Source organism: Nocardia sp. CY15, from assembly GCF_009829295.1.
GTDB classification, from domain to species: Bacteria; Actinomycetota; Actinomycetes; order Mycobacteriales; family Mycobacteriaceae; genus Nocardia; species Nocardia sputi.
Window position 1 is genome coordinate 83168 of the sequence record NZ_VUOT01000009.1, and the last position, 22090, is coordinate 105257.

Genomic DNA, 22090 nt, shown 5'->3' on the forward strand with positions numbered 1-22090 from the left:
CGGACGGCTGATGTAGCCCGAATGCCGCGTACAGCCCCTCCGGCGGTGTCTGTACTACCGCGACCGCGACTTACTGTCCGCGCCGTGCACCTCGGTGTCGGCGTCGTCAGGGCAGACCCCGCCGGAAGGGTCGGGGGCGCGAACGAGCAGTCCGCGTTTGCGCACCTCGGGCAGGGAGAGGGTTCTGTAACCGAAGTCGTCGAAAAGGACAGTGATGCGGTCCTGTTCGGCGGACAGGACGACGCCGCAACCCCATTGTTCGTGGCGAACCCTGCTGTCGAGCGGGAATTCATCGGTGCCGCGGGCGCGGCCGGAGGCGGTGCCCGCATCGCAGGTGTCGCAATTGCCGCACGGTTCGAGCAGTTGCTCGCCGAAGTACCCGAGCAGGTAGCGGCGCCTGCAGTCGGTGGTTTCGGCGTAGCCGCGCAGCATCCGCAGGCGAGAGGTGATCAGCGTTTCGTGCGCGGTGGCGGCATCGCGGGCCAGATCGGCGGCGTCGTCGGGGGTCAGGTCCGCATCGAAGGCGAGGCGGCCGGACCCGGTTGTGGTGAGAGCGCCGGCCTGTTCGAGCAGGTTGACCGCGCGGGTGCGGCGGGCGGGCGCCGCGTCGACCTCGTCGGCGAGTTGCTTCGGCGGAATCGGGTGATCGTGCCGCGCGAGTGCGCGGGCGACCGCGTCGACGGTATCGGTGGGCGGTTTGCTGGTGGTGAGGAACCGCTGCAGGTTCAGATCCTCGGGCCGATAGAACAGGATGGTCTCGGCGGGGTCGCCGTCACGTCCGGCCCGGCCGATCTGCTGGTAGTAGGAGTCCAGCGAGTCGGGCACCGAGGCGTGCGCGACGAACCGGACATCGGGCTTGTCGATGCCCATCCCGAATGCGGAGGTCGCCACCACCACGTCCACCTCGCCGTTCAGGAAATCCTGGTGCACCCGTTCGCGGTCGGCGGTCTTCATCCCGGCGTGGTAGCCCGCTGCCCGCACACCGGCCGCGTCGAGTTCACGGGCGTAGCGATCGGTGTCCTTGCGGCTGGCGGTGTAGAGGAGACCACATCCGTTCCGCGGGTCGCCGGCCAATCCGCGGATATGCGCGATGACGGCGTCGTGCTTGTCGGATTCGCTGGTGAACCGGCGCGCCGCCAGGTGCAGGTTCGGTCGATCGAAGCTGGCGATCACCTCGCGGTGATCCAGCATGCCGAGCCGGGTCACGATGTCGCGGCGCACCGGCGGCGCCGCGGTGGCCGTCAACGCGATCACCCGCGGGTGCCCGAGACGTTCGCACATCGGACCCAGACGCAGATAGTCGGGCCGGAAGTCGTGGCCCCACGCCGAAACACAGTGGGCTTCGTCCACCACGAACAGAGCGACTTCGAGCGCGGCCAACGCCTCTACCAGCTCCTCTTTGGCCAACTGCTCCGGAGACAAGAACACGTACTCGGCGTCGCCTCGGCGCAGGGCGTCCCAGGCGTCCCGGCGCTCGCCGCGGCTCTGTGCGGAGTTCAGTGCCACCGCGCGGGGAGCTCTGCTGTCCTCGATGCCCTCCATCTGGTCGTGCTGCAACGCGATCAAGGGGGAAACCACCACCGTCGGACCGTCCACCAGCAAGGCTGGTACCTGGTAGATCGCCGATTTACCCGCTCCGGTCGGCAGTACGGCCAGCACGTCGTGCCCGTCGAGCACGAGCTCCATCGCCGTCAACTGTTCGTCCCGCAGCCGTGGCAACCCGAAGATCTCCGCCGCCAGGCGCCGCAGCTCACGACCGCGCCGATCAGAGTCCGTCATAAGCAGAACACCGTTTCGAGGTCATGGGCGTGGGTTGATCCGCTGCCAGCGGGGTCGCTCGGAGCGCATGGCGGCGGCGCATCGGCGGCACAACGCGAGCCGGTGATCACCGGTGTCGGCCAACCACTGCGCTTCACCCCAGGGCACATGGGGGAAGCGGGCCAAGTGAGCACGGGACAACGGCACGCCGCACAGGGTCTGGTTGGTGCCACGCACCCAGGCGTGGGTGTCGCCACCGGGGTAGCGAATGCCGTCCTCGCCGGTCCACCGGCTCGAGGCGGCCACCGCCAATTGCGCGGGTCTGGGCATAGTGGTCGCTTTCCCGGAATCCCATGGCGGAAACTGCGGTATCCCCCTGGCGCGGCGTCCACGAGCGGTATCGGGACGGCTCGGCACCGGCGACGAGCCGTCCCGACAGCACGGCGGGCACAGAACTCGGACCGACCGGTTGTGTGTTTTGCGGCGTGAGTGGGCACCCAGACCGCATGGGCGGCGAAGACGCTGACAACACCGAACGGAACCGCTCCCCTCGTCCGCGCTCGGTTTCCACGGCCGACGACCTCCCCCCGTCTTCGGTGCGGCAGGGCCGGCAAGTCGGTGGGACCGAACTGCCCACCCTGCGGCGGCTGACCGAAATCGCTCGGCTCATCGAGCGCACGGACTCGACGGTATATCTGCGTTACTCCCACGGCCCGGACCGGGACCGTGAGGCAGGTGGAAGCCGCGACTACGAGGCCGACCACGACATGCCCGGTCTCTCGGTCAGCACCATCGAGCCCGAGGATTGGTGGACGCGCACGCCCGTGGAGTGGATCGCGCGCAGGATTCGGCAGTACGCCGACCTGGGCGCGGAACAAGACCGTTATGCGTGGCTGTTGACCGGCCAGGTCGCCGGGGCCGGACCCGATCACGAACCTCTGCTAACCGGTATCAAGCCCCTGGCTCGATTGAGTCCCGATGTGATCGCCGAAGCCGCCCGGCTTTACCACGAACGGTTCCACGTCGGTCGCGACTCCACGCAGGAAACCCATTCGTAGCGATCACCTGATCAGGCGCGTCCGACGAGGTCGGGGCGACCGCTGCCGGGCTTCGTGCGATACGGCAGCACGAACATGTACAAACCGGTGCCCATGAGCACGAAGAGCGGGGCAGCGGCAGGTAGAACACCCAGAGCGCGGACTCCATCATTCCCAGCGCGGCGGCGACGAAACAGACGACGACCGTCGCCGTGAAGAGGAGGGACATCCAGCGGTGCAGCTGCCGGTGCCACTGACGGGCGTCCGATCAGGAAGGCGCCGATCAAGCCGCCGAAGAAGACCCGGGGCGAGTTGGGAAACGGGCGGTGATGCGGGCGAACGAGTCGCGCACGAAACCGAGCACCGCGAGCCCGAGGTAGGTCATGATCACACGATCACGCCGAATACCACCATGGACTGCACAAGACGCGCGGGCAGCCGGCCGGGCGGCTGCCCGCGGTGGCGAACTGCGGCATGTCGGTACCGAATACGCCGACGACGCCGTAGGCGGCGGAGACGATGATCATCCCGGCCGCCATCGACACATTTCGGGGGAGATACGTCAGTTTTACTCGGCCGCATATTATCTCGCGTACCCCGTGAGGAAAGATGTGGCGCATGACCGCTTCTCGAGTGTTTCGTTCGTTGTCGCGTACCCTGCCCGCGGTGCTAGCCGCCGTCACCTTCACCGCGACCGTCGGCATCGCGACCACACAAGCCCTGCCCGACATTCCCTCGTTGCCCGGCCCTGTGCAGCGCCTGCAGATCCAGCCGGGCAAGAACAGCACCGAGGCCAATGGCAATGTCCTCAAAGGTAAGTCCGACAGCTACTCCATCGCCACGGTGCCGGGGCAGCGCCTGAGCTTCGACGTGTCCTCTCCGAACGGCAACGCCCGCGTCTCGGTGGCCCCGCTGATCGGGCCGATGGTCGCCACCGAGGTTCCGCACGCCGATCTCGTCGCCGACGGCAATGACTACCAACTCCTCGTGTCCTCCGCCGACGGCACTGCGACCGGCTACACCCTGACCGTCACCGCCTCCTGACGTTTCCGATTCCCACCGGCCTGATGTGCCCACGTCGCAGCCTTCAGGCCGACGGGTAGGTGTACCGGCAAGCGAAGCCAGTCACAGCGCTTCAATGCCTCACACGCTGACGGAGGTGGTGCCGATCTCCGCCATCCGCTCGACCACGTAGGCCGGGTCGAGCAATGCTTCGGGAGTGTAGAGGCCCGGCGTGACGGGTTCCCCGCGCAGTCCGAGCAGTCGTTCGACGCCGAGCGCGACGCCGAGGGCGGTCCAGGGGCGCTGCCCCACCGGGTGGACGAGATAACGGCTCGTACTCAGCGGCGCGCCCGCCCGCCCCACTCCCTCGAGTTCTATCCGGACCTCGATGGAAGCTGGTTCGCCGCGGCGCCTGCTCGCGGTTTCACCGAACGCGAACGCGAAGCGGACGTTCGGCGCTCCCGTCGCGACGGCGAGGCTGGGCACGTCCAGGATGGGGACGCTCTGGCCCGGCAGCACGACGCCGTCGACACTCGGCACGTCCACCTGCGCGTCGGGCTCGCTCAGCCAGGTGAAGATCCCGTCGCGACGCACGAATCCCGCCGGGGTGGCGGCAAACATGCGCTCCAGATCGGCAGCAGCCGCTGGGCCGCCGGTGTCCGTGTCGTCCAGTACGACGCCGATCCGTATGGTGTCGATCCGGTCGAACTCCCGTGCCGCGTCCAAGGTCGCGAGAACGACCAGACCGGCACAGCAGTGGCCGGCCACCAGGATCGGAGCGGCACTCGGCCGCTGGACGCCCGCGGCCACCTCCGGTGCGATGTCCACCATGCCGCTGGAGATGCTGAGGTACGGCACCCCATGGTCCAGCGCGTAGCGCAGCCCGTGCAGGCGAGCGTCCCACACCGTCGCGATCACCGCCGAATAACCGTGGTCGGCCGGGAGCCCGAGATCGCTGCGCTCCAGATCGATGGTCACGGCCGTCGCCGCGCCGAGTTCGTCGGCGACTCGCTGCGCCCGACCGAGATCGCGGCCCGCGATCGTCAGCGGCAGCGTGGGATACCACCGGCGCAGTACCGCTGCCGCTCCCGAGCCCGCCTGGCCCGAACCGCCCATGATCAGGACGGATTTCGAATGTTCCACTGTGATTCCTCTCCTAAGGGTGAAGCTACATTTTGTAACCTACTCTTTGTAGCTACACTGAGGCGAAGACGCAAGGGAGGACCATGACGACGACATCCACCCGTCTCTCCAAGCAGGCGAGGCGGGAGCAATTGCTCGACACCGCCCTGGCGATCGTGCGCGCCGAGGGCGCCGACGGCTTGACCCTGCCCACCCTCGCAGAGGCCGCCGGGGTGAGCAGGCCGATCGTGTACGACCACTTCCGCACCCGTCCCGGCCTGCTGCTCGCGCTGTACCGGCGACTCGACGAACGACAGCGAGCCGCTACTGCCCAGGCGCTGCGGGAGGCCGCGCCCACCGCTGCGGAGCTCGCCCGTGTCACGAGTACGGCATACTTCGCCTGCGCCGCCGACATGCCGGAGTTCAACGCCATTTCCGCCGCGTTGAAAGGAAATCCGGACATGGAGGCGATCCAGCACGAGATGTACGACAGCTACGCGGACCTGATGGCCGACGCGCTCCTGCCGCACTCCGGCCTCCCGGCCGACGCGCTTCGGTTGCGCTGCGTCGGTGTGCTGGGTGCGGCCGAGGCGATAGCGACCGAGCTGAACCGAGAACGCACCACGGTCGCCGAAGCCATCGCGGCGCTCACCGACCTGATCGTGGGAAGCCTCGACGCCGGAACCGACTGCTAGCCCCGGCGGCCAACCTCCGCCCGGGCGACCCGGGCGCCCGGACCTGCGGCTGCGCCCCCACGTGATGCGCTGTATTTGCCGGTTTCCTTGCGAGGGAGCCGGTGCGACGGTCACGCTGAAAGGTATGCGGACCCGCGAAATCGAGGTCGGGTGCACCTACATGGTGCTGGTCCCGCAGCGTCTGCCGCGCAGCCGCTACCCCGACTGCGACCAGCCGGGCTCGCTCTCGTGGGCGTGGTCGTGGCTACGAGGCGGCAGGTTCCGGCTCACCGTCACGGAGATCGACCACACCTGTGATCCGATCATCGTCGAAGGACTGCGGATCACCGCGAACTCCCGCATCGCGGTGGTGTTGACGACCGAACAAGCTCACGATCTCGGCCTGCCGTTCGGCGTGTTCCGGGTGCGCGGGACGTTGTTCGACGGTGAAGACCGGCCAGTGCGCCTGCCCGAGGTCGAACCGCTACGGGTCCCCGCCCGCTGGCTGCGACCGGTCGAGCAGCCCTGCTTCACCCACCGCGACATCGATTGCTTCCCCTACCTCTGAGGTCGGTCGCCAACCAGCCGGGTCGGCCGCGCGACCACCACGCTTCCCTGATTCGTATCACGCGCCGTCGAGCCGGACGACGAGCCGAGGCCTGTCGGTGAACACCGTGCGTCGAGCCGGTCCCCGGTGCGAGGGGTCGAGCGCGAAGCGGATCGTCGGCACGGCGCGAACTCCCCTGGACCGGGTCAGTGGACGAGCTGGTCGGCCCATGCCTGCGGCAGGGCCGCAGTCGACACATCGGCGATCTCGTGCAACCGCTGCGTCGGAGTTCCCAAGCGGCTGAGTTGGATCAGCCCTTGAGCGACCACCACGACGTTGGCGCTGACGGCCGAGAGCGTGGCTTCGTCGTCGTCTCCGGCGCCGCGCATGGCGGGTCGCAACCGCTCGGCGACGCCGTGCTCCATCGCGGCGGTGGTCCGGCTGCCGATAGCGGCGACTTCGGGGATCCGGGTACCGAGATGGGCGATGCTGTTGATCATCAGGCAGCCGCGCCGATCCGGATGCGCGGCACAGTCTTCGATGATCGCGCGGTAGAGCGCACGCACCGCGGATCGCGCCGAGCCGCCCGCCGAACCCATGGCCTCGCGGACCAAGTGCGCACGCCGCTCGCAATAGCGTTCGAACGCAGCGAGAAAAAGTCCGCGCTTGCTGCCGTAAGCGGCGTAGATGCTCCCGTTGCCGACACCGGTCGCGAGCGAGACATCTTCTACCGACGTGCGGTCGAAACCCTTCGACCAGAACAGCTCGGTCGCGGCGTCGAGCATGTTCGATTCATCGAACTGTCGCGGCCGTCCCATGTCCTCACCGTACCAATCACTGTGCGAGGTCACACACATCCACTTGTTCTGGAGCCGCTACTCCACAATACTGTTGACATGTCTTCCAACTTCACCGCCCGTCCTCGCAAACGAGTGGGCATTCTGGTCTTCGACGGCGTGAAGATGCTCGACTTCGCCGGGCCCGCGGAGGTGTTCGTCGAGGCGAACCAATCGGTGGCGGGGTACGAGGTGGTCTTGGTCTCGGCCGACGGTAAGGATGCCCAGACCTCGATCGCCGCGCGGATCGAAGTGAGCTGCGCGGTCGCGGACGCGGGCCGCTTCGACACGGTGGTGATTCCGGGGAGCGAGCTTCCACCGGGCAAATTCGTGACGCCCGAGGTTCTGGCAGCCGCGCGGCATCTTGCCTGCAACACCCGGCGGCTGGCGTCGGTCTGCAGCGGCGCGTTCGTGGTGGCCGACCTGGGCCTGTTCGACGGCAGGCGCGCGACCACCCACTGGAAATTCGCGGCCGACCTCACGCGGCGATACCCGTCGATCGAGGTGGACCCGGACGCGATCTTCGTGCGGGACGGCAACCTGTACAGCTCAGCGGGGGTCGCCGCGGGCGTCGATCTCGCGCTGGCGCTGGTCGAAGAGGACCACGGCGCCGACGTCGCGCGGCGTGTAGCGCAGTCGCTGGTGGTCTACATGCAGCGCGCGGGCGGTCAATCACAATTCTCCGCGTCGCTGAGCGGACCGGTGCCGCGCAGTCCTCTCGTCCGCGGAGTGGTGGATTTGATCTGCGCGGATCCCGCGTATCCGCACACGGTCCAGACCCTGGCCGCCCACGCGCGGGTCAGCGTGCGGCATCTGACCCGGCTCTTCCGCGCGGAACTCGAGCGCTCGCCCGCGGAATACGTCTCGTTCATCCGGTTCGGGATGGCCCGGGACATGCTGCACGCCGGATACAGCGTGACGGAGGCCGCCATGGCCGCGGGGTATGGCGGCAGCGAGGCGTTGCGCCGCGCGTTCGTGGCCCGGCTGGGCATCTCCCCGAGCAAGTACCAGCAGCGCTTCCGTTCCACCGGCTCGGCCGCCGGGCTGGACGTGGTGATGGAACAGGCCGTGTCCTGATCGGAGGCTTTTGTGGCCCGTGGGGAGGGGCGCGGCACTGGGTATCCGACCGAGACTGGCGCATGCACAGCGCCGTCACCGCGCGCTGGAGAAAGGAATGCCATGTCCGCCCCGGCAAGTCCGACCATCGTCCTGGTCCACGGCGCGTTCGCCGATGGCTCGAGCTGGTCCCCCGTCACCGAACGGCTGCTCGAACGAGGCCATCGCGTCGTCGTGCCCCCAGTGTTCAATCGCAGCCTGTCCGCGGACGCGGCTTACATCGAGTCGTTCGTCGAGCAGATCGACGGCCCGGTGCTGCTGGCCGGGCACTCCTACGGCGGCGCTGTCATCACCGTCGCCGGCGTCGCGGACAATGTCGCCGGCTTGGTCTACGTGTCCGGCTACGCCCTGGAAGAAGGCGAGAGCCTCGGGCAGTTGCAGGGCGGATTCCCGGATTCCGACCTGGCGGCCAACCTCGTCTACGCGCCGTATCCGGTGGAGGGCGCCGAGCCCGGCACGGACGTCTCGGTCGACATCGACGCCTTCCCGAATGTCTTCGCCGCGGGTCTCGATCCGGCGAAGGCCAAGGTCCTCGCGGTCTCGCAACGGCCGTTGTCGGCGATCGCCTTCAACGAGCCCGCCTCGGCGGCCGCGTGGAAGACGAAACCGGCGTGGGGCATCGTCTCCAGCGCCGATCGCACCATCAATCCCGACGTCGAACGGTTCGGCTACAAGCGAGCCGGACTGCGCTCGATCGTCGAGATCGATGGACCACACCTGGTGATGCAGACCCACCCCGACGAAGTCGTGGCCGTCATCACCGACGCGATCGCTCAATTGTCCTGAGTCAAGGCAGTCCCCTCTACGAGAAAGGCACCATCATGTCAGGAAACCCGCTGGGCATCTCGCTCGAACAGGCGGCGCAGGAGTTCGTCGACGCGACCTCGCAGCCGCCGTTCCTCTACCAGCTCCCGCCCGAGGAGGGCCGCAAAGCGGTGGACTCCGTGCAGGACTCGCCGATCTTCAAGCCCGAGATCGATGAGGAGTGGGTCACCGTCGAGGGTGGGCCGACCGGCTCGGTGCGAGCCCGGATCGTCAAGCCGCAAGGCGTCACCGAGACGCTGCCGGTGATCATCTACACCCACGGTGCGGGCTGGGTGTTCGGCGACGCGCACACCCACGACCGCCTGGTGCGCGATCTCGCAGTCGGCGCGCACGCGGCCGTGGTGTTCCCCGAGTACGACCGGTCACCGGACGTGCGCTACCCGGTGGCCAACGAGCAGTCCTATCGCGTCGCCCAGTGGGTCACCACCGAGGGCGGCGAGAAGGGCCTCGACTCGTCCCGGATCGCGATCGCGGGTGACTCGGTCGGCGGCAACATGGCCATCGCGCTGACCTTGATGGCCAAGGAGCGCGGCGACGTCTCGTTCCTCCAGCAGGTGCTGTTCTATCCGGTGACCGACGCCAACTTCGACACCGGCTCCTACGAGCAGTTCGCCGAGGGCTACTTCCTCACGCGCGAGGGCATGAAGTGGTTCTGGGATCAGTACACCACCAGTGCGCAGGAGCGCGCGCAGATCACCGTTTCTCCTCTGCGCGCGAGCACCGACCAGCTGGCCGGACTGCCGCCCGCGCTGGTCATCACCGCCGAAGCCGACGTGCTGCGCGACGAGGGCGAAGCCTTCGCGGGCAAGTTGCGCGCCGCGGGCGTGCCGGTCACCCAGGTGCGCTACGGCGGGATCGTCCACGACTTCGTGATGGTCAACGCGCTGCACGACACCCAAGCCGCCAAAGCCGCGGTAGCGCAAGCCGTCGCGACGCTGCGGTCCGCCCTGCACACCGCCTGACCTGTACCCGACGACCGAATTCGAAGGAACCGCACCTGTGAGCACCGAGTCCACCAGTTCTTCCCCCGCACCGGCCATCGTGCTGGTCCATGGCGCGTTCGCCGACTCCTCCAGCTGGAACGGAGTCATCGAACGGCTGCGCGCACAAGGGCATTCCGTGATCGCGGCCGCCAATCCGCTGCGCGGCCTCGACAGTGACGCCGCGTATGTGGCCTCGGTTCTCGACTCCGTCGAGGGGCCGTGCATCCTGGCCGGTCATTCCTACGGCGGGAGCGTCATCACGGTCGCCGCCGCGGGGAGAACCGATGTCGAAGCGCTGGTCTACATCGCCGCGTTCATTCCCGACGAAGGTGAGAGCGCACTGCAATTGACCGACAAGTTCCCCGGATCGACGCTCGGGCCGACCACCAGGCCCTCCTCCTATCCGCTTCCCGACGGGGGCGCGGGCACCGAGCTCTACATCCGGCAAGAGGAATTCCACCGGCAGTTCGCCGCCGACGTGCCCGCCGCCACCGCGGAGCTGATGGCCGCGACTCAGCGGCCGGTCGCGCTTGCTGCCCTGCAACAGCCCGCGACCGCAACGGCTTGGCGGAACATCCCGTCATTCGCGCTGGTCACCAGCGAGGACAAGAACATTCCGGTGGAAGCGCAGCGATTCATGGCCGAACGCGCCGGCGCGCACGTCGTGGAGGTCTCCGCTTCACACGCCGTCTCGGTCTCCGCGCCCGATGCGGTCAGTGACCTGATCGCTCGCGCGGCGGGCAGGTAGCCGGAGTCCAGGTAGGTCGCACAGCCGAAGGTCCCGCGCAGCAGCGTTTTTCGCAGCGCGGGACCCAAGGTGCACGGCCTCCTACTCCCGACGGAACCCGCGCTCGGGCCGCGCGACTGCCGACGGTCCGCGCTGTGCCCTCAGCAGCTGACGACGGCGGTGGCGAAGCCGTCGAGGAGCAGGACGGGATCGGTGAGCGGTGTGGCTCGCAGGCCCGTGGACCCGACCTGCTCGACGCCGACCGGCAGGAAAGAGGAATCGAGGGGAATCGTCAGCACAGCCTCGGTCTTGTTGATCACCACGAGTTTTCGTTCGCCGGAGGCGGTGACGAAAGCTTGGGCGTGTACCCGTGGGTCGGGAAAGGCGGTGCTGGTCGCGGCCAGCTGATCACCAGGGCCGAAGTGCCGCAGCAGCAATGCCAGCGCCTCGTAGCGCAGGTTCGGGGCGCCGGTCTCCCAGTCGATCAGCGATGTGCCGGGAATCATCCCGGGGTAGTCCATGAACTCCGCGATGCCGACCACGTCGACGCCCAGCGCCACGAGTTCGGCCCAGAGATAGGACTGGACCGCAGCGCTGAGCGCCCAATATTCCTCGGGGATCTCGGGGTTCGGATTCATCACATCAGCGGGGTACGTGCCGATTTCGTTGATGAACGTTTTGGCGGCCGGGGCGAGCCTGCGCCGGATCCCGTCGATGAACCGCGCCTGCTCCAGGAACCCATCGGCTCGCGCGAAGAAGATGTCGCGCCAGTGTTCGTATGGCGCGTTACCCTCTGGGCCGAACGGGTTGACGATGTCCGACGACGCGTAGAAGTGATAGGAGAACGCGTCGACCGGCACGCCGGGACGGTGTACGGCCGGATCCAGGAACTGCCAGTAATACTCCGGATCCCGGTGCATGTGACTGAGCGACAAGCCGACGAATTTCATGTCGGGGTCGAGCGGACGCAGTCGTTCGACGATCGCGTCGTACAGCCTCGTGTAGTCCGCCGGCGCGATCCGGTGCCCGAGGTCGGGTTCGCACAGAACTTCCCAATAGGCGAAACGGTAGTGGTGTCCGGACTCGTGGCGGCGACCCAGTTCGTCGGTGAACCCGCCGGCGATATACCAGCTGGCGACGCGGTAGAAGTAGTCCGCGACCTCGGTGAATGTCGGATCGCGGAATTCGGTGCCTCGCTCGTAGTCCCAGTGGATCTCGTCGGGGTCCTCCGCGACGGTCACCGGCTCCTCGGTGCGGAACATCCAGGCCGGGATGGTCGCGAAGTTCGCGACGACCGGACGCCCATCCGCGGCGTCCATGAAGTCCTCGACCAGCGGATCGAGCAGCTCGAAATTCCAGGACGTCTCGGTCGCGGTGGGCGGGGCCAGCTCCGCGACCGCGATGCGCGGATGGGAGTACCAGGGCAGGAATCGAACGAGCTCGGCGTCGAGCGCACGCAGTGCGTCGAAGGCCTTGTCGTGGATCGGTGAGCCCCGGCGCAGCGGCGGTGCTGTCCACAGGTGGGTGGTCAACGTGGTGCGCGAAGTGCCGGTGGTCGCGGCCCAGTCGACGTGGATCGGGTTGGCAGGTGCGCCAGTCATTTCGTCTTTCTCTTCTCTGTGGGAGGTGGGAAACCGAGCGCGGGCAGCAGGGCTTCGTCCACGATGGCCGTTCGGACGCGCTCGTCGGGCCACTGCCCGGTGTCGATCTGATGCTTGATCACCAGCGCCTCGCCGATATCGCTGACTATCGGCGTGATCAGGGCGCCGTCGATTTCGCCGAGCGCCGCGTAGTGGTCGAGGACCGTTCGGGTGAACCGGCCGCCGCGCAGGTCGAAGACATTGCGGTACAACGACTCGACCAGATCGGGCCGTCGCTGCCGTTCACCGAGGATCGCGGCCGTGGCCGACCCGGTCGGACCGGACAGCCAATCGGTCAGCTGCTCCAGCGCCCGGAGCAGGTCCCCGCGCAGGTTCCCGCCCGCCGGGGACGGCATTTCGACCGGGTACGCCTGTGCCAGCGCCTCGATCAGCAATTCCTCGACCGTCGACCAGTGCCGGTAGAGCGAGGTCTTGGCGACGCCGGCGCGCCGCGCGACCCCCTCCATCGCCAGCCGCCCCAGGCCGGTCTCGGCAGCCTCCGCGATGACGGCCGCATGACAATCGGCACGTAACTCGTGCTTGGTGCGGCGACCCTTCTCCGCTGGCTTCATCGCATTCACGATCGCCAATATAGCTACGAAAAAGTAGCTATGCAACTGTAGCTACAAATTAGTAGCTTAATTTTGGCACCGCTTCGCCTCCAGGCCGTGGAATCGAATTCAACGGTGCGCCGAAGACTTCGACGCACGGCTCGAAGCATGTGGCAGCGAGCCAGACGACCATGAGATCGCCGGGAGATCACGCAGGAGGACGAACGCTCAGTCGCAGACGGCACCGATCGATGCCGAGCCCACCAGCTTCGTGTATTTGGCCAGGACGCCGCGGGTGTAGCGCAGCGGCAGGGGGTCCCAGCCTTCGCGGCGGCGGGCGAGTTCGTCGGCGTCGACCAGCAAGTCGAGAGTGCCCGCGGCGACGTCGAGGCGGATCGGGTCGCCGTCGCGCACGAACGCGATCGGGCCGCCGTCCACGGCTTCCGGTGCGACGTGTCCGACGCACAGGCCAGTGGTGCCGCCGGAGAACCGTCCGTCGGTGAGCAGCAGCACGTCCTTGCCCAGGCCCGCGCCCTTGATGGCGGCGGTGATGGCCAGCATCTCGCGCATCCCGGGGCCGCCTTTCGGCCCCTCGTACCGGATGACGACGACGTCGCCCGCCACGATCGTGCCGTCTTCGAGGGCATCCATCGCCGGTCGTTCCCGATCGAAAACCCTTGCGGTGCCGGTGAACACGTCGGAGTCGAAGCCCGCCGACTTGACCACGGCGCCATCGGGCGCGAGAGAACCGGTGAGGATGGTGATGCCACCGCTCGGATGGATCGGCGACGCCATCGCGCGGATCACCTTGCCGTCGGGATCCGGCGGGGCGATGTCGGCCAGGTTCTCGGCCACCGTCCTTCCCGTCACGGTCAAGCAGTCGCCGTGCAGCAACCCGGCGTCGAGCAATGCCTTCATCATGACCGGCACGCCGCCGATGCGATCCACGTCGGTCATCACATGGTTACCGAAGGGTTTGACGTCGGCGAGGTGCGGGACACGGCGCCCGATCCGAGCGAAATCGTCCAGCGTCAGGTCGACGTTCGCCTCGTGCGCGATGGCCAGCAGGTGCAGCACGGCATTGGTCGACCCGCCGAAGGCCATGACGACCGCGATGGCGTTCTCGAACGCGGGTTTGGTGAGGATGTCGGCGGGAGTGATCCCCTGCCGGATCAACTCGACCACGGCCTCGCCGCTACGACGGGCGTAACCGTCACGGCGACGATCTGTCGCGGGCGGCGCGGCGCTGCCGGGCAGCGACATACCCAGCGCCTCCGCCGCGCTCGCCATGGTGTTGGCGGTGTACATGCCGCCGCAGGCGCCCTCGCCGGGACAGATCGCCCGCTCGATGGCGTCGACGTCCTCGCGGCTCATCAGCCCGCGGGCACACGCGCCGACCGCCTCGAACGCGTCGATGATCGTCACCTCGCGCTCGCTGCCGTCGGAGAGCTTGGCAAGGCCGGGCAGGATCGACCCCGCGTACAGGAACACACTCGCCAGGTTCAGCCGGGCCGCGGCCATCAGCATCCCGGGCAGCGATTTGTCGCAGCCGGCCAGCAGCACCGAGCCGTCGAGCCGCTCGGCCTGCATCACCGTCTCGACGCTGTCGGCGATCACCTCACGCGAGACCAAGGAGAAGTGCATCCCCTCGTGCCCCATGGAGATGCCGTCGGACACCGAGATGGTGCCGAACTGCATGGGAAAGCCGCCGCCGGAGAAGACGCCGTCCTTGCAACCCCTGGCGAGCCGGTCCAGGGACAGATTGCACGGAGTGATCTCGTTCCACGAGGAGGCCACTCCGATCTGCGGCTTCTCCCAGTCCTCGTCGCCCATACCGACCGCGCGCAGCATCCCGCGGGCGGCGGTTCGCTCCAGGCCGTCGGTGACGTCGCGGCTGCGCGGCTTGAGATCGGGAACCTTCGGATTCTCTGGCACGGTTCCCCATCATCCTCGGTCCGCTCCGATTACGGCGGCGACCACGCCGGATCCGCGAATTCCGTCCACTGGAACGGCCCTGTACGCCCAGAGCGTAATGCCGGGCGAACCCGTCACCCGCAACCGTACGCTCGGACCATGACCGAGCACCCGAGACTTCACTCGATCCCCGGTGGACGCGACGACCGGCCTCGGCAGCCGGAACCGCAGACGCCCCCGGAACCCCTCTGGCGCGAGGTGCTCGGCGAACAGTTGCGCACGCTGCGGCAGGACCGGAGCGAGACGCTGGTGGAAACCGCTAAGCGGGCGGGCATTTCCCCGCAGTACCTGTCGGAGGTGGAGCGGGGACGCAAGGAGCCGTCGAGCGAGATGATCGCCGCCCTGGCCGGATCACTCGGGACCACGCTGGGTGAGCTCACCGGCCAGGTGGCGGACGAACTCCGCGCCCGCCGCAGGGTCGCCTTCCTGCGGCGGTCGGCGCCGCGCTCCGGCACCGGGCCCACGCTCATGGCGTCGGCGGCCTGATCAGTCGCGGCGCCCCAGGACCTGGTCGACGAGGCCGTACTCGACCGCGGCCGATGCGGTGAAGACCCGGTCGCGGTCGGTGTCGCGCCGTAGCCGCTCCACCGTTTGCCCGGTGTGCCGCGACAGGATCGACTCGATCTCCGCCCGCATCCGCACCAGCTCGTCGGCCTGCAGGATCAGATCGGGGATCGTTCCCTGCCCGCGCGCGGCGGGTTGGTGCAGCACCACCCTGGCGTGCGGCAGCAGGGACCGGCGGCCGGGCTCGCCGCCCGCGAGCAGCACCGCGCCCACCGCGATCGCCTGGCCGACGCAGGTGGTCTGCACGGGCGACTGGATGTGCTGCATGGTGTCGTACACGGCCAGCATCGAGGACAGGTCGCCGCCCTCACAGTTGATGTAGAGGTTGATCTCCTGCTCGGGGCTCTCCGATTCCAGGTGCAGCAGCTGCGCGATGAGCGCGTTGGCCACACCGGAGTCGATCGGCGTGCCGAGATAGACGATCCGCTCGGCGAGCAGGTGGGAGTAGATGTCGGTGATCCGCTCGCCGCCGCGTGGATGCTGGGCGATCACGTTGGGGATGGTGTAGGTGCTCATGATGTGTCCACTTCCGGTATGAGCGGGCCCCTGCGGGGTCACGCTGCGCTGCCGCCTCCAGGCCTGACCGCTCATGCTGTGTCTTCTGTCGGCATCAGCGGGGCCTTGCGGGGTCACGCTGCGCTGCCGCCTCCAGGCCTGACCGCTCATGCTGTGTCTTCTGTCGGCATCAGCGGGGCCTTGCGGGGTCACGCTGGCGCTGCCGCCTCCAGGCCTGACCGCTCATGCTGTGTCTTCTGTCGGCATCAGCGGGGCCTTGCGGGGTCAAGCTGGCGCTGCCGCCTCCAGGCCTGACCGCTCATGCCGAGATCCCGATCCGCTGACGTTGCGGGACGATCTGTCCGAACGAGTCGACGATGTGGTCGATGAAGCCGTACTCCTTGGCTTGCGCCGCGGTGAACCAGCGGTCGTGCAGCGAATCCTCGTAGATCCGGTCGAACGGCTGGCCGGTGTCCTCGGCGATGATGCCGAGCACCGTGTCCACGGTGTAGCGCAAGTCGTCGGCCTGGACCTCGACATCGACGGCGGTGCCGCCGATGCCCGCGGATCCCTGGTGCATCAGCACCCTGGCGTGCGGCAACGCGAAGCGCCGGCCCTTGCTCCCCGACGACAAGAGGAATTGCCCCGCGCTACAGGCCAATCCGAGAGCGAGCGTGGAGACTTCGCATGGCACCAGCCGCATCACGTCACGGATGGCGAGCATCGACGGAACCGATCCGCCCGGCGAATGGATCCACAAGGAGATGCCCGCTTCCGGGTCCTCGGCGGCGAGAGTGAGCAGCTGGGTCATCAGCAGCGTCCCGTTGTCGTCGTCGAGGGCGCCGTCGAGCACGACTATGCGGCGGCTGAGCAGCTGCTCTCTGGCCCGCCAGCTGAACATCGGGGTCTTGTCATCGTGAGTCATGGTTCCACGGTGCCGGACTCACAGCGGCGAACCGCGCCCGTGCTGCCGTCGGCGGATCTGCTCTCAGCAGTCGAGCGACGACGCGGACGCCGAGGACCGCGGCGACTTCGGCGACACCCCCAGCCCACTCGCTGCGCGTGACGGTCGAGGCCGCGTCCCGCTGTACGACGCCCTCGCCTACTGGCGGAATGGGCCGAAGCCAGCCCTCTGGCCGAGTCGAGCGCTGAACTGACGGCTCGCCGGTCTACCGGTGTCTGTTCGAGCGCCGTCGAGCTCCGATGCGACGCGAGGAAGACGACAATGCCCGCCGACGCGTGGTGCGCCGGCGGGCATCGATGCCGGGAACGGGGCTCGCTAGGACTCGCGGCCCGCGGTGGAGGCGGAGCGCTGCCTGCTCTGGGCGCGGGCGCGGCGGCGTTCGGCCTGCAGTTCGGCGAGTTCCTGCTCGAGGATGTCGGCGACACGGAACGAACCGGTGTCGTAGATGTCCGGTTGGCGTGCTGTCGGCGGCTGTGCGACGTCCGGCTTGGGGCTGTTCTTGCCGTTCTTGGGTTCCGGCATCAGGCTGTCGATGTCAGCGAGCGGGCGCTGGGCGACCGCCGGGATCTCGGCCGTCGGGACCTCGGTGTCCGGCACCGGCGTACGCGGCTTGGCCGAAGCGGTCTGACGAACAACGACTTTCGCCGCGGTCGGCTCCTCGGCCGGGCCACGCGTAGCGGTCTCGGTCGCGGAAACCGCTCCGAGCGCCACGGGCTCCGCGGCCACGGGCTTCTTTCCGTTGGTCGAGGGCGCGCTGCCGTTGGCGGCGATCGTGGCCTCGGTGTCCTTGACCTTCACCGGTGTGGTGGGACGCGTCTGGAAGACTTCCATCGCGTCGAGATCCTCGATGGACTCGGGCAGCACCGGCTTGCGCGGCGTCGGGACCGGCGCACGCTTCTTCTCGGCTTTCACCATGTCCACGGGCTGCTCGTCGGAAACTTCCGGCGCACCGACGGTTTCGGCGACCTCGGCCTGCTCCTGCTCGACGACCTCCACCGCTGCCGCGGCCACGACGGGCTGCGGGTCGTGATCGGTGTACTCGTGCGGGATGCCCGGCGCCTCGGGCGCGACCGGCATGCGGTATCTGGGCAGTGTGAGCCGGATCTGCTCGGCCGGGTCGGGCAGGTCGCGGACCTGCTCGGTGGCCCTGGCGATGGCCATGCCGTAGCGGGCGCTCGCGGCGTCGTGGATGAGCAGCGCGACGCCGATCATCACCGGCGCGATGGCGTGCACGGCCGCGTCGTACCAGGCGCCCGCACGCAGGTAGGGATAGGTGTTGAGGCTGACGGTCAGGGCCAGCAGGGCGATTTCGGCCGCCGCGACCTGACGGCGGTTGTCGACGACGCCCCATTCGGCGACCTTGTTGGTGCCGATCATGATGATGATCAGGCAGACGCTGATCATGCCTTCGAGCAGGTAACTGAACCAGTACAGCGGATCGGTCGCGCCACCCGGGGCGATGTTGTGCTGGACGTTGACCGCCGACCACAACATGCCCGCCGCGACCACACCCGCCAGCGCGCGCAGCGACCAGGACCGATGCCGGTAGAGCGAGGCCAGCTTCGCGTGCGGGCTGGATTCGCGTCGTTGCGCGGCAATCGCCTTGCGGGCGAGCAGGAGGTCTCGCATGTCGGCCTTCTCGATCGCTTCGGTGGTCTGCCTGGCGCGGTCGGATGCCGCGGCGGCAGCCTGCGCCTCTTTCCAGCGCTGTCCGCGCTCCTGGGTGCGAATCCGTTCGGCGAGCTCACGTTCGGCATGCAGTTCGTCTTCCGACAGCGCCTCGGTAAGCGCCGGATCGAACTGGTAGGCGAGCCGTCCACGGGCCTTCTCGACCCGCCTCGCCAGCTGTGTAACCTCGTCCTCGATGGGATGTTCGATGACCATCAGCGCTCCCCGCCGGGGAGATTCGATGGCAGACAAGTGATCACGTATGGCAACGGCACGTTTCATTCATAGTCGATCCACCGCCGTCGGCGAAACTATTCATTTGCCAACTCGTAAAACTATTCGGCGCGCCGTGGACGACACACGCGGCACGGCGTGATTTCCCCTCTGTGCCCTGGTTCGACGCCCTGGCGCCGCAGCCCGGGCAGCACGTCCTTGCCGCTGGTGTCGAACCGCGCTTCCAACCATTGACCACCCTATGTCGAGGTGGTTCGGTTTCCCGCGAGCCATTCCGCCGCCACGGCTCGAACCGCGGATCTCGGCGCGCGATAACTGGTTGTGCGCGAGCCGTCAGTGGCGACCCGCCGCGCGCTCGCTGTCCACCGAATCGAGCACTCGGGACAAGGTGTCGAACAGCAACCGGTCCAGCCGGTCCTGCTCGACGTCGTCCCGGGCCGACCACTGCACCGTGAGATCCTCGGCCATCGCCCACCAGGAGCGCACCACCAGGCGTTCGGCGGTCGACCGGGCGGACCTGCCGAGAGCCGCGAAGACCCGGTCGGTCAGCTCGTCGTGCATCTGCTCCATGATCGACTCGAGCACCGGGTCCTGCCCCGCGGCGCGCAGCAGCGCCACCAGCGGGCCACTGCGCCTGCGCATGTAACCGACGAAGTTGGCGATCATCGACGCGAGCGGGTCCGCGGCGTCCGGATCCGGACCGGTGGCGCGCAGGAATCGCTGCGACGCGGCGCCGACGAGCTGGGCGTAGTAGTCCTGCTTGGTCGGGAAGTAATGGAACAGCAGCCCGCGTGAGATGCCGGCCTGCTGCGCGACCGCGTCGACGGTGATCTGGTGCCAGGGACGGTCGATCAGCATGCGCAGACCGATGCCGATCAGTTGTCTGCGTCGATCGTCCGCCGAGCGGCGGCCGCCGGGCTCCACGGCAACCTCCGACATCCACCCTCCTCTATTGAGCAATGCTCAACAATATGCTACCAATGACCCGACCGGAAGTTGAGCAATGCTCAGCGAGCCTCGAGGATGGGTATGGATTTCACGCATTCCGACCGAGCCGTCCGCCTCACCGATCAGGTGCGGCAGTTCGTGCGCGACGAGATCGAGCCGCGCGACGAGGAGCACGCCGCCTTCCTGCGGGAGTCGCCCTGGGAGGTCCCGCCGGTGGTCGAGGAACTGAAACAGAAGGCGCGGGCCGCGGGTCTGTGGAACCTCTTCCTGCCCGACCCGGAGCTCGGCGCCGGCCTCACCAACGTCGACTACGCGCCGATGGCCGAGGCGATGGGCGCTTCCGGCTGGGCGCCGGAAGTGTTCAACTGCAACGCGCCCGATACCGGCAACGCCGAGGTCCTGCTGCACTACGGCAGCGCGGAGCAGCGCCAACAGTGGCTGCGCCCCCTGCTGGAAGGCACGATCCGCTCGGCGTTCTGCATGACCGAACCCGAGGTCGCCTCCTCCGACGCGACCAATATGGCCGCGACCGCCGTAGTGGACGGCGATCAGATCGTGCTCGACGGCCGCAAATGGTGGAGCACCGGCGTCGGCCATCCGAACTGCAAATTCGTCATCTTCATGGGCCTCACCGACCCGGAGGCGCACCCATACCAGCGCCACTCCATGGTGCTGGTCCCGCTGGACACCCCCGGCGTGCGGATCGAGCGGATGCTCACCACCTTCGGCTACCTGGACGAGCCCTACGGCCACGGTGAAGTCACCTTCACCGACGTGCGCCTGCCGCTGGACGCCGTGATCGCCGGGCCGGGACGCGGATTCGAGATCGCCCAGGGCCGCCTCGGGCCCGGCCGCATCCACCACTGCATGCGCGCGATCGGCTTGGCCGAGCGTGCGCTCGAACTCGCCTGCCGTCGCAGCCTTTCGCGCACCGCGTTCGGGAAGCCGCTGGCCAATCTCGGCGGCAACCGGGAGCGGATCGCCAACGCGCGCGTCGCGATCGATCAGGCCAGGCTGCTCGTCCTGCACACGGCCTGGCTGCTGGACACCAAGGGCCTGGTCGGAGCGCGCAGCGAGGTCTCCCAGATCAAAGCGGTCGTGCCGAGGATGACCCAGGAGGTGCTCGACATGGCGATCCAGTTGCACGGCGGCGCCGGACTTTCCGACGATTTCCCGCTGGCGCGCGCGTTCGCGGGCATTCGTTCGCTGCGCTTCGCCGACGGCCCCGACGAGGTACACCTCAACCTGATCGCGCGCCAAGAGCTACGGAAGTACGGTAGCGACCGGTGAGCGCGACGGAGGCCGCCGCCGTCCGGCCGGAGGACGCCTTCGACGTCGACGCCGCGCACACCTGGCTCGCCGGCCAGGTGCCCGGTCTGGCCGAGCCGCCGCAGGTGCGCCAATTCTCCGGTGGCGCGTCCAATCTGACGTATCTGCTGCGCTACCCGGACCGCGACTTGATCCTGCGCCGCCCGCCGACCGGCAAGAAGGCGGCTTCCGCGCACGACATGGGCCGGGAGTTCCTGGTGCAGCAGCGGTTGCGCCCGCACTATCGTTACGTCCCGCGGATGGTGGCCCGGTGCGCCGACGCTGATGTGATCGGCAGCGAGTTCTATGTGATGGAGCGCGTGGCCGGCACGATTCTGCGCGGCGATCTGCCGGAGGGCATGAGCCTGTCTCCCGACCAGGCGCGGCGATTGTCCACCGCGGCTTTCGACTGCTTGATCGAACTGCACGAGGTGGATCCGGTGGCCGCCGGACTGACCGGCATCGGGCGGGGCGCGGGCTATGTCGGCCGCCAGGTCGCGGGCTGGTCGCGGCGCTTCGTCGACGCCCGCACCGACAATGTCGGCGATTTCGCCGCGGTGATGGCCTGGCTCGACGCCAACCAGCCCGCGGACGTCGCCACCACCGTCATCCACAACGACTTCCGCCTCGACAATCTGGTGCTCGACCCGTCGGGCTCGGGCGCGATCGTCGGCGTACTCGACTGGGAGATGGCGACCCTGGGCGATCCGCTGATGGATCTCGGTGGCGCGCTGGCCTACTGGGTGCAGGCCGACGACGACGAGGTCATGCGGGCTTCCCGCCGCCAACCCAGTCACCTGCCCGGCATGCTCACGCGGGCCCAGATCGTCGAACACTACTGCGCGCGCACCGGCCGTTCCGCCGAGAACTGGCCGTTCTACGAGGTTTTCGGATTGTTCCGCCTAGCCGTCATCGCGCAGCAGATCTACTACCGCTACCACCACGGGCAGACCACCAACCCGGCGTTCGAGGACTTCTGGATGCTGATCAACTACCTGGACTGGCGCTGCCGGAAGGTCGCCGGGCTCGAGTAGCGCGGACGCGGCGTCGCCGAATGCTCGTCGGCGGTCGCGTCTCGAGCGTCGAGCCGTCCGGCTCGCCGGTCCGCGGCAGTCAC

23 protein-coding genes are annotated in these 22090 nt (G+C 68.1%); 11 read left to right on the forward strand and 12 right to left on the reverse strand.

What is annotated here, in order from left to right:
- Window positions 1–54: 54 nt before the first annotated feature.
- Window positions 55–1779, reverse strand: a complete 1725-nt coding sequence (locus GVY39_RS13575) for an ATP-dependent DNA helicase RecQ (RefSeq protein ID WP_159924202.1) — start codon at window positions 1777–1779, stop codon at window positions 55–57.
- A gap of 21 nt (window positions 1780–1800) precedes the next feature.
- Complete coding sequence (locus GVY39_RS13580) at window positions 1801–2088, reverse strand: hypothetical protein (RefSeq protein WP_159924204.1); 288 nt, start codon at window positions 2086–2088, stop codon at window positions 1801–1803.
- 176 nt (window positions 2089–2264) lie between these two features.
- Between GVY39_RS13580 and GVY39_RS13585 the strand changes: the two genes are divergently transcribed.
- Window positions 2265–2816 carry a DUF6098 family protein gene (locus tag GVY39_RS13585; RefSeq protein ID WP_236565444.1) on the forward strand — a complete coding sequence of 184 codons (552 nt, stop codon included), beginning with the start codon at window positions 2265–2267 and terminating at the stop codon, window positions 2814–2816.
- 374 nt (window positions 2817–3190) lie between these two features.
- On the opposite strand, the gene GVY39_RS34970 is transcribed toward GVY39_RS13585, so the two are convergent.
- Window positions 3191–3322 (reverse strand): hypothetical protein, encoded by a 132-nt coding sequence (locus GVY39_RS34970; RefSeq protein ID WP_255466154.1) that lies wholly within the window; start codon window positions 3320–3322, stop codon window positions 3191–3193.
- A gap of 91 nt (window positions 3323–3413) precedes the next feature.
- On the opposite strand from GVY39_RS34970, the gene GVY39_RS13595 reads away from it, so the two are divergent.
- Window positions 3414–3839: a hypothetical protein gene (locus GVY39_RS13595; protein ID WP_159924206.1), complete on the forward strand. Its 426-nt coding sequence runs from the start codon at window positions 3414–3416 to the stop codon at window positions 3837–3839.
- Window positions 3840–3938: 99 nt separating this feature from the next.
- On the opposite strand, the gene GVY39_RS13600 is transcribed toward GVY39_RS13595, so the two are convergent.
- Window positions 3939–4940, reverse strand: a complete 1002-nt coding sequence (locus GVY39_RS13600; protein ID WP_159924207.1) for a saccharopine dehydrogenase — start codon at window positions 4938–4940, stop codon at window positions 3939–3941.
- An 83-nt stretch (window positions 4941–5023) separates the two neighbouring features.
- Here GVY39_RS13600 and GVY39_RS13605 point away from each other — a divergent pair, with 83 nt between their 5' ends.
- Complete coding sequence (locus GVY39_RS13605) at window positions 5024–5614, forward strand: TetR/AcrR family transcriptional regulator (protein ID WP_159924208.1); 591 nt, start codon at window positions 5024–5026, stop codon at window positions 5612–5614.
- A gap of 124 nt (window positions 5615–5738) precedes the next feature.
- Window positions 5739–6161 (forward strand): hypothetical protein, encoded by a 423-nt coding sequence (locus tag GVY39_RS13610; RefSeq protein ID WP_159924209.1) that lies wholly within the window; start codon window positions 5739–5741, stop codon window positions 6159–6161.
- A gap of 185 nt (window positions 6162–6346) precedes the next feature.
- Here the strand turns inward: GVY39_RS13610 and GVY39_RS13615 are convergent, their stop codons facing one another.
- Window positions 6347–6958 (reverse strand): TetR/AcrR family transcriptional regulator, encoded by a 612-nt coding sequence (locus tag GVY39_RS13615; RefSeq protein WP_201295218.1) that lies wholly within the window; start codon window positions 6956–6958, stop codon window positions 6347–6349.
- A gap of 78 nt (window positions 6959–7036) precedes the next feature.
- On the opposite strand from GVY39_RS13615, the gene GVY39_RS13620 reads away from it, so the two are divergent.
- From GVY39_RS13620 to GVY39_RS13635, 4 genes are all read left to right on the forward strand, one after another.
- Complete coding sequence (locus tag GVY39_RS13620) at window positions 7037–8053, forward strand: GlxA family transcriptional regulator (protein WP_159924210.1); 1017 nt, start codon at window positions 7037–7039, stop codon at window positions 8051–8053.
- 102 nt (window positions 8054–8155) lie between these two features.
- Window positions 8156–8878, forward strand: coding sequence for an alpha/beta fold hydrolase (locus GVY39_RS13625; RefSeq protein ID WP_159924211.1), 723 nt, complete (start codon window positions 8156–8158; stop codon window positions 8876–8878).
- 35 nt (window positions 8879–8913) lie between these two features.
- Window positions 8914–9879: an alpha/beta hydrolase gene (locus GVY39_RS13630; protein ID WP_159924212.1), complete on the forward strand. Its 966-nt coding sequence runs from the start codon at window positions 8914–8916 to the stop codon at window positions 9877–9879.
- A gap of 37 nt (window positions 9880–9916) precedes the next feature.
- Window positions 9917–10648 (forward strand): alpha/beta fold hydrolase, encoded by a 732-nt coding sequence (locus tag GVY39_RS13635; protein ID WP_195071535.1) that lies wholly within the window; start codon window positions 9917–9919, stop codon window positions 10646–10648.
- Window positions 10649–10788: 140 nt separating this feature from the next.
- Here GVY39_RS13635 and GVY39_RS34355 read toward each other — a convergent pair whose 3' ends face one another.
- The 3 genes from GVY39_RS34355 to ilvD form a co-directional block, all read right to left on the reverse strand.
- The gene (locus GVY39_RS34355; RefSeq protein WP_159924213.1) at window positions 10789–12228 is read right to left on the reverse strand and encodes a hypothetical protein; all 1440 of its coding nucleotides are present in this window, start codon (window positions 12226–12228) and stop codon (window positions 10789–10791) included.
- Window positions 12225–12839, reverse strand: coding sequence for a TetR/AcrR family transcriptional regulator (locus tag GVY39_RS13645; RefSeq protein ID WP_159924435.1), 615 nt, complete (start codon window positions 12837–12839; stop codon window positions 12225–12227). Before GVY39_RS13645 ends, GVY39_RS34355 begins: the two co-directional genes overlap by 4 nt.
- 207 nt (window positions 12840–13046) lie before the next feature.
- A complete protein-coding gene (gene ilvD / locus GVY39_RS13650; protein ID WP_159924214.1) occupies window positions 13047–14753 on the reverse strand; it encodes a dihydroxy-acid dehydratase in 1707 nt (568 codons plus the stop codon).
- Between the two features lie 138 nt (window positions 14754–14891).
- Here ilvD and GVY39_RS13655 point away from each other — a divergent pair, with 138 nt between their 5' ends.
- Entirely contained in the window at window positions 14892–15278 is a 387-nt protein-coding gene (locus GVY39_RS13655) for a helix-turn-helix domain-containing protein (RefSeq protein ID WP_159924215.1), read from the forward strand.
- Here the strand turns inward: GVY39_RS13655 and GVY39_RS13660 are convergent, their stop codons facing one another.
- From GVY39_RS13660 to GVY39_RS13675, 4 genes are all read right to left on the reverse strand, one after another.
- Window positions 15279–15872 (reverse strand): ClpP family protease, encoded by a 594-nt coding sequence (locus tag GVY39_RS13660; protein WP_159924216.1) that lies wholly within the window; start codon window positions 15870–15872, stop codon window positions 15279–15281.
- Window positions 15873–16170: 298 nt separating this feature from the next.
- Window positions 16171–16776, reverse strand: a complete 606-nt coding sequence (locus tag GVY39_RS13665) for a ClpP family protease (RefSeq protein ID WP_159924217.1) — start codon at window positions 16774–16776, stop codon at window positions 16171–16173.
- A 354-nt stretch (window positions 16777–17130) separates the two neighbouring features.
- A complete protein-coding gene (locus GVY39_RS13670; RefSeq protein WP_159924218.1) occupies window positions 17131–18699 on the reverse strand; it encodes a hypothetical protein in 1569 nt (522 codons plus the stop codon).
- Between the two features lie 351 nt (window positions 18700–19050).
- Complete coding sequence (locus GVY39_RS13675) at window positions 19051–19656, reverse strand: TetR/AcrR family transcriptional regulator (protein ID WP_159924219.1); 606 nt, start codon at window positions 19654–19656, stop codon at window positions 19051–19053.
- A 90-nt stretch (window positions 19657–19746) separates the two neighbouring features.
- Here GVY39_RS13675 and GVY39_RS13680 point away from each other — a divergent pair, with 90 nt between their 5' ends.
- Window positions 19747–20955 carry an acyl-CoA dehydrogenase family protein gene (locus GVY39_RS13680; RefSeq protein ID WP_159924220.1) on the forward strand — a complete coding sequence of 403 codons (1209 nt, stop codon included), beginning with the start codon at window positions 19747–19749 and terminating at the stop codon, window positions 20953–20955.
- Complete coding sequence (locus GVY39_RS13685; protein ID WP_159924221.1) at window positions 20952–22007, forward strand: phosphotransferase family protein; 1056 nt, start codon at window positions 20952–20954, stop codon at window positions 22005–22007. The genes GVY39_RS13680 and GVY39_RS13685 overlap by 4 nt, the downstream gene beginning before the upstream one ends.
- The last annotated feature ends 83 nt before the right edge of the window (window positions 22008–22090 follow it).

Coding starts and splice junctions, on each gene's coding strand:
- GVY39_RS13575 (WP_159924202.1), bottom strand. CDS start 1,779: ATGACGGACTCTGATCGGCGCGGTCGTGAGCTGCGGCGCCTGGCGGCG.
- GVY39_RS13580 (WP_159924204.1), bottom strand. CDS start 2,088: ATGCCCAGACCCGCGCAATTGGCGGTGGCCGCCTCGAGCCGGTGGACC.
- GVY39_RS13585 (WP_236565444.1), top strand. CDS start 2,265: ATGGGCGGCGAAGACGCTGACAACACCGAACGGAACCGCTCCCCTCGT.
- GVY39_RS34970 (WP_255466154.1), bottom strand. CDS start 3,322: ATGATCATCGTCTCCGCCGCCTACGGCGTCGTCGGCGTATTCGGTACC.
- GVY39_RS13595 (WP_159924206.1), top strand. CDS start 3,414: ATGACCGCTTCTCGAGTGTTTCGTTCGTTGTCGCGTACCCTGCCCGCG.
- GVY39_RS13605 (WP_159924208.1), top strand. CDS start 5,024: ATGACGACGACATCCACCCGTCTCTCCAAGCAGGCGAGGCGGGAGCAA.
- GVY39_RS13610 (WP_159924209.1), top strand. CDS start 5,739: ATGCGGACCCGCGAAATCGAGGTCGGGTGCACCTACATGGTGCTGGTC.
- GVY39_RS13615 (WP_201295218.1), bottom strand. CDS start 6,958: ATGGGACGGCCGCGACAGTTCGATGAATCGAACATGCTCGACGCCGCG.
- GVY39_RS13620 (WP_159924210.1), top strand. CDS start 7,037: ATGTCTTCCAACTTCACCGCCCGTCCTCGCAAACGAGTGGGCATTCTG.
- GVY39_RS13625 (WP_159924211.1), top strand. CDS start 8,156: ATGTCCGCCCCGGCAAGTCCGACCATCGTCCTGGTCCACGGCGCGTTC.
- GVY39_RS13630 (WP_159924212.1), top strand. CDS start 8,914: ATGTCAGGAAACCCGCTGGGCATCTCGCTCGAACAGGCGGCGCAGGAG.
- GVY39_RS34355 (WP_159924213.1), bottom strand. CDS start 12,228: ATGACTGGCGCACCTGCCAACCCGATCCACGTCGACTGGGCCGCGACC.
- GVY39_RS13645 (WP_159924435.1), bottom strand. CDS start 12,839: ATGAAGCCAGCGGAGAAGGGTCGCCGCACCAAGCACGAGTTACGTGCC.
- GVY39_RS13655 (WP_159924215.1), top strand. CDS start 14,892: ATGACCGAGCACCCGAGACTTCACTCGATCCCCGGTGGACGCGACGAC.
- GVY39_RS13660 (WP_159924216.1), bottom strand. CDS start 15,872: ATGAGCACCTACACCATCCCCAACGTGATCGCCCAGCATCCACGCGGC.
- GVY39_RS13665 (WP_159924217.1), bottom strand. CDS start 16,776: ATGACTCACGATGACAAGACCCCGATGTTCAGCTGGCGGGCCAGAGAG.
- GVY39_RS13670 (WP_159924218.1), bottom strand. CDS start 18,699: ATGGTCATCGAACATCCCATCGAGGACGAGGTTACACAGCTGGCGAGG.
- GVY39_RS13675 (WP_159924219.1), bottom strand. CDS start 19,656: ATGTCGGAGGTTGCCGTGGAGCCCGGCGGCCGCCGCTCGGCGGACGAT.
- GVY39_RS13680 (WP_159924220.1), top strand. CDS start 19,747: ATGGATTTCACGCATTCCGACCGAGCCGTCCGCCTCACCGATCAGGTG.